The sequence below is a fragment of the Mesorhizobium sp. M1E.F.Ca.ET.041.01.1.1 genome (genome assembly GCF_003997355.1).
GTDB lineage: Bacteria > Pseudomonadota > Alphaproteobacteria > Rhizobiales > Rhizobiaceae > Mesorhizobium.
The window spans coordinates 1-3,055 of record NZ_RZSL01000658.1 but is presented as its reverse complement, the minus strand read 5'-3'; the positions used below and the strand labels follow the sequence as shown (position 1 = coordinate 3,055).

4 protein-coding genes and 1 pseudogene are annotated in these 3,055 nt (G+C 67.8%); 3 read left to right on the top strand and 2 right to left on the bottom strand.

All coding sequences use genetic code 11. The features are described from left to right. Nucleotides 1–954 (top strand): tetraacyldisaccharide 4'-kinase (lpxK, locus tag EOA38_RS32085; protein ID WP_127301113.1); only part of this gene is annotated, 954 nt, incomplete at its 5' end. 14 nt (nt 955–968) lie between these two features. Here the strand turns inward: lpxK and EOA38_RS32080 are convergent. After that, nucleotides 969–1,202 (bottom strand): DUF2093 domain-containing protein, encoded by a 234-nt coding sequence (locus EOA38_RS32080; RefSeq protein ID WP_126095937.1) that lies wholly within the window; start codon nt 1,200–1,202, stop codon nt 969–971. Nucleotides 1,203–1,317: 115 nt separating this feature from the next. Between EOA38_RS32080 and EOA38_RS32075 the strand changes: the two genes are divergently transcribed. Continuing rightward, the gene (locus tag EOA38_RS32075; protein WP_127301112.1) at nt 1,318–1,905 is read left to right on the top strand and encodes a hypothetical protein; all 588 of its coding nucleotides are present in this window, start codon (nt 1,318–1,320) and stop codon (nt 1,903–1,905) included. Between the two features lie 15 nt (nt 1,906–1,920). On the opposite strand, the gene EOA38_RS32070 is transcribed toward EOA38_RS32075, so the two are convergent. Next, complete coding sequence (locus tag EOA38_RS32070) at nt 1,921–2,826, bottom strand: LysR substrate-binding domain-containing protein (protein WP_245480970.1); 906 nt, start codon at nt 2,824–2,826, stop codon at nt 1,921–1,923. A 111-nt stretch (nt 2,827–2,937) separates the two neighbouring features. Between EOA38_RS32070 and EOA38_RS41170 the strand changes: the two are divergent. Beyond that, nucleotides 2,938–3,055 (top strand): annotated as a pseudogene (locus tag EOA38_RS41170) (EamA/RhaT family transporter); the annotation flags it as partial.

The following is a 3,055-nucleotide window of genomic DNA, read 5'->3' as shown; positions in this document are numbered from 1 at the left end:
GCCTACGGGCTGGTGGCGGGCCGCCGCATGCGCCATGCGCCGCGCGAAAAGGTCGAAGCGCCGGTGCTGTGCGTCGGCAACTTCACCGTCGGCGGCAGCGGCAAGACGCCGGTCGCGATCGCGCTGGCGAAACAGGCGAGGCGCATGCAGCTTTCGCCCGGCTTCCTGTCACGCGGCCATGGCGGCTCCTTTGCCAAGCCGCATATCGTCGACGCGCGGCACGACGCCGCCAAGCATGTCGGCGACGAGCCGCTGCTTTTGGCCGAGCACGCGCCGGTGGCGGTAACGGCGGACCGCGCCGCCGGCGCCAGGCTGCTGATGGAAAAGCATGGCTGCGATTTCCTGATCATGGACGACGGCTTCCAGTCGGCGCGCATCCATATCGACTACGCGCTGGTCGTGGTCGACGCGCGCTTCGGCATCGGCAATGGCCGTGTCATTCCAGGCGGGCCGCTCAGGGCCAAGGTCGTCGACCAGTTGGTCTTCACCAGCGGCCTGCTGAAGATGGGCGAGGGGAGCGCCGCCGATACGGTGGTGCGCCAGGCGGCGCGCGCCGGCCGGCCGGTCTTCCTCGCGCATGTCGAGCCGGCGGACCCGGCGCGCTTTGCCGACGGCCGCTTCCTCGCTTTTGCCGGCATCGGCCATCCCGAAAAATTCTTCGACACGGTGCGCGGCGCCGGCGGCGAGGTCGTGCTGTCTCGCGCCTTCCCGGACCATCACTTCCACGCCGCGGACGAACTCGCCGATCTCCTGGCGCTCGCACGGCGCGAGGGGCTGCGCCTCGTCACCACCGCCAAGGACGCCGCGCGGCTCCGCCACGGCAACGCGCCCGCCGGCTTCCTCGCCCAGCTCGACGTCCTCGACATCGAGGCCGTGTTCGAGCTCGATCACGTGCCGGAGCGTATCATCAACGAGACGCTCGACGCCTGGCGGCTGCGCAAGATGCGGGGGTGACGAAGGAGAGGACTCTACCCCCGCTTGCGCAGCTCCGGATGCGCCTCGATCTCGCGGCGCAGCGACGCGGCCGCGCTCACATAGGGCTCCTGCCTGGCGACGCTCCAATATTTGAGCTCGTCCAGCGGAATGCTCTCGCCGGTCACCGCGCAGCGCACGAATGTGCCGGGGCTCGTCACCTGGAAGTCGCCGTCGAGATAGCGGATGCGCGCTTCCTTGCCGCCGGGGCCTTCAAAACGGTTCATCATGAAATGGCGCTTGAGTTCATGCGTTTTCAATCGCCACAAATCGTCGGCAAGGTCAAGCTTGACGCAATGCTCATGTCATATCGCTTGGCCGGCACAATGGTTTCCGGAGCCCGGCATGGACATCAATCCGACCCGCCTGACGTCCCTGCTGAAAGAGGCGCTGACGCCGCAGCCTGTGCCGTCGGCCAGACCCGATCCGGCGACCGCCGCGCTGGTCAAGGCGCTGGTCCAGCCGCCGGCGCCTTCGACGGTGCAATCGGCGCAGTTTGCCGCGCAGACGCTGAACGGCTCCTTGGCCAAGCCGCCCGCTCAATCGCCGCAGCGCCTGTCCTCGGTCGAGATCGAGAATGCCTATCGAGCCGTCATAGAACCCGACGCGAGCACAGATTCCGCTGCGCCAAGGACTCCATCAGGCAGACAGCCGGCTGATGCCGATCAGCCCCCGCGGGCCGTCGCCCAGGCGCAGCCGGCAGCCGCCGACAACGCGGTCCCAGCCGCGCCGCCACCCCCGTCTTCGTTCTCGCCGGCCCTTGCTTCCGCAGTGCTGTTTGCGGCCAACACCAACGCGCCGCCGCGCGGAGGCGGTCGCCCCGGCCACGCTCCGCGAACCGAACCGGGCCAGACACCGCTGTGGATGATATCGATCGTGACGGCCATCGTCTCGGCCGCGACCACCACAATCGTGCTGTTGCTGCTTCGCTGATCGAAGCTGACCGTCCTAGATATCGTCTTGCAGGAAGGCTTCGAGCTTTTCCGGTGCCAGCCCCGCCTGTTCGGCGATCCGCCGCGCGAGATCGGCGGCGGCCGCGCGGGGGCGCCCGACCGGGCGATCGAGCCAGTAGGACACCGGATTGAGCGCGACGCGCTCGTCGACGGCGACGATCCGGCCGGACTTGAGCTGGTCCTTGGTCAGCGGCGGCCGCGCCAGAGCGACACCGAGCCCGTGCGCTGCGGCGTCGAGCACCAGATTGTAGTCCTCGAAGCGCCGGTCCTGCGGGCGAGGCCGGTAGTCGACATCCTGCGCCGCGAACCAGGCGCGCCAGCCGGAGGCGTCGGAATCGTTGATCAGCGGGAATTTGAGCAGCCGCGCCGGGTCGCCTTTGCCGATCTCCTTCGCCAGTTCCGGCGAAGCGATCGGAAAGATCTGCTCCTCGAAAAGCTGCACCGAGACGCGGCCGGGAATGCGGCCGCGCCCGCAGCGCACGGAAAGGTCGATGCCTTCGTCGGCAAGGTCGGCCTGCCGGTTGTCGACATCGAGCACGATGCGCAGCCGCGTCGGGTGGTTTTCCAGCGCCGCCATGCGCGGCATCAGCCACAGCCCGCTCACCGAAGGGATCGAGGCCAGCCGCACCACGGCGGTGCCGCGCGGCTCGACCCAGCGGTCGGAATTGACGGAAATCAGCGCGAAGGCTTCGGTGGTGCGAAGATGCAGCCGGTTGCCCTCATTGGTCAGCGTCACGCCCCGCGCATTGCGTTCGAACACCTTGAGCCCCAGCCAGTCCTCCAGCTTGGCGATCTGACGGCTCACCGCACCGTGCGTGAGGTTGAGCTTTTCGGCCGCCGCCGAGAAGCTTCCGGTACGCGCCGCGGCGTCGAAAGCGCGCAAAGTCTCCAGCGGAAGCATTTGGTTCGAGCTGTGATCCATGCTCACAGCTGACCCTCGAATTGCTCGTTTGTCAATCGGTCTGCAATTGCGTTTTCTGTGCCCATGGCACTGAAAAACGAGGAAACGGCAATGAGCGCTTACACCGGCACGTTGAATGAGACACAGCGCATAGACACCACGGCAGCCATCGCGGTGGCGCTGACGGTGGCCGGTTGGGCCTCGGCCTTCCCGGCGATCCGCGCCGGCC

What these genes read in the sequence shown, in the direction of transcription:
- EOA38_RS32080 (WP_126095937.1), bottom strand. Translation starts at nt 1,202, where the DNA reads ATGATGAACCGTTTTGAAGGCCCCGGCGGCAAGGAAGCGCGCATCCGC.
- EOA38_RS32075 (WP_127301112.1), top strand. Translation starts at nt 1,318, where the DNA reads ATGGACATCAATCCGACCCGCCTGACGTCCCTGCTGAAAGAGGCGCTG.
- EOA38_RS32070 (WP_245480970.1), bottom strand. Translation starts at nt 2,826, where the DNA reads ATGCTTCCGCTGGAGACTTTGCGCGCTTTCGACGCCGCGGCGCGTACC.